Below are 1,709 nucleotides of genomic sequence, written 5' to 3'. Positions count from 1 at the left end.
GGTCATTCCGTAGAAGGGCGTGTATGTTTTGTAGTTGTTGCGGTTGGTCGTTGTGTATACGTCGCGGTCGATAGAAGGCATAAAGCCAAACTTTCCTTGCATGTATTGCAGCAAATCGTCGATAGATTTGGTGTAGTTTCTTAGCATAGCGTGTGCCTCCATGCGGTTGAGCAACACCTCGTCGGCGGTAAACAGCACGTTGGTGACGTACAATCCACGCGGTTTGCTGCCTACACTCTCGGTGGTAGACAACTCATCGAACTTGGCTAAGTACCTACTTGAAGGTACACCAAGTACGCCAGAGGTGAATATATAGGTGCCGATGAAGTTCATTTTCTCATAATCGCCGCCGCCCTCAATGCCTTTTTGGGCGAACACTTTGTTTACAATGTTGAACGTAGAGCCATACTTCTCGGTGGGAAGGGTGCGTGCCAAGCGGCTCTCGGTGGTGGTTAGCAAGAGGTTTGCGGGCTCGTCGGTGGCCGTGTAGCGACGAAACAGGTCTTGGTGTCTGAACTCTAACTCGTTTGCATATGTCCGCCAAGGGCGCAATTGGGTCTTAGGGTCGCCGCCAAGTACATAGTCGGCGTATGCCACCACTTGTTCCCAGTCGCCCTTCATGAGATAGAAACGCGTGGCAAAGGCGTATGCTGCCTTCTTGTTAAAGTGGAATTTGGGGTGCTTGTAATACTCGTCGGCAACGAGCGTTATGCCTCGTTTCAGGTCTTTCTCAATCAGTTCGTACACCTCGCTCACCGTTTGTCGCTTATAATCTACCAGTGCCTCCTTCTCTGGTTTGGTGATATAGGGGATACCAGGGTCGGTGCTTTGGGTGGAATAGGGTTGTGCCCACATGTTAACCAGCATGAAGTGTAGGTAGGCTCTCAGCAAGAACGCCTCGCCATAAAGTGCTTTTACGCGTGCACTTTTGGGGTAGGTAGAGAGCAATTCCAGCGCTTTGTTGGCTTGGGCGATACCTTTGTAGCAGGCATTCCAATAGTTTAGGGGCGTGTCTAGGTCTTCTTGGTCGTAGTCTTCCCAAAAAAACATGGCCTCATTCAGTCGCGAATGCACGCCGTTGGGCCGTTCCTCAACGTTGTCGGTACGTGGTTCGAGAAACGGGATGTAGCTGGCTTGGGGGTAAGCACCCGTAAGTAGCTCGGCAATCTTGTCTTCCGTGTCGATGGCTACATCGAGATCGGAGTCGGGACTTTGGTCCAGAAAGTCGTTGCAGGCTGTAAACAGCGCGAGCAACGCCAGTAGCAAGATGTTATTCTTCATTTATATATGGAGTGATTTCGTTATGTTGGTGGGGTTTATATCGTATGTCCGACCGCTGTTTAGAACCCTAAGTTGAGCGTGGCAGTGAACTGACGGGGGGTGGGGAGCGACACACCGCCCGTGCGATAGTACTCTGGGTCTTGCCCTTTCAGCTTGCTGTCGGCATAGATGAGGAAGGGATTGGTGACGTTGAGGCGCAAGGATGCGGCGTGCAAGTGCAACTTTTTGAGCAAAGCAGGCGTGCATGTGTAGCCCAACGAGATGTTCTTCATACGCACGAAACTGCCATCGGCCACGTGATTTTGCGAAAAGTTGTAGGTGTTATACGTTTTCTCGATGTTCTCTTTGCCCACTTTGGCGATGAGTTCTTGCGATGGCAACGTGGGAACNTCCGTGCGCAGCTCGTCGCCTGGGTTGAGCCAGCGGTT

General features: G+C 51.5%; 1 protein-coding gene and 1 pseudogene. Both read right to left on the bottom strand.

What is annotated here, in order from left to right:
• Positions 1 to 1,281: RagB/SusD family nutrient uptake outer membrane protein (locus BN93_RS05550; RefSeq protein ID WP_019187356.1), on the bottom strand; the 1,281-nt coding region annotated here is incomplete at its 3' end.
• 59 nt (positions 1,282 to 1,340) lie between these two features.
• Positions 1,341 to 1,709, bottom strand: a pseudogene (locus BN93_RS05545) (SusC/RagA family TonB-linked outer membrane protein); the annotation flags it as partial.

The sequence above is a fragment of the Prevotella conceptionensis 9403948 genome (genome assembly GCF_000312305.1).
Lineage (GTDB): Bacteria > Bacteroidota > Bacteroidia > Bacteroidales > Bacteroidaceae > Prevotella > Prevotella conceptionensis.
Note: the sequence above shows the minus strand (reverse complement) of the source record. Positions and strands in the feature narration are given on the sequence as shown.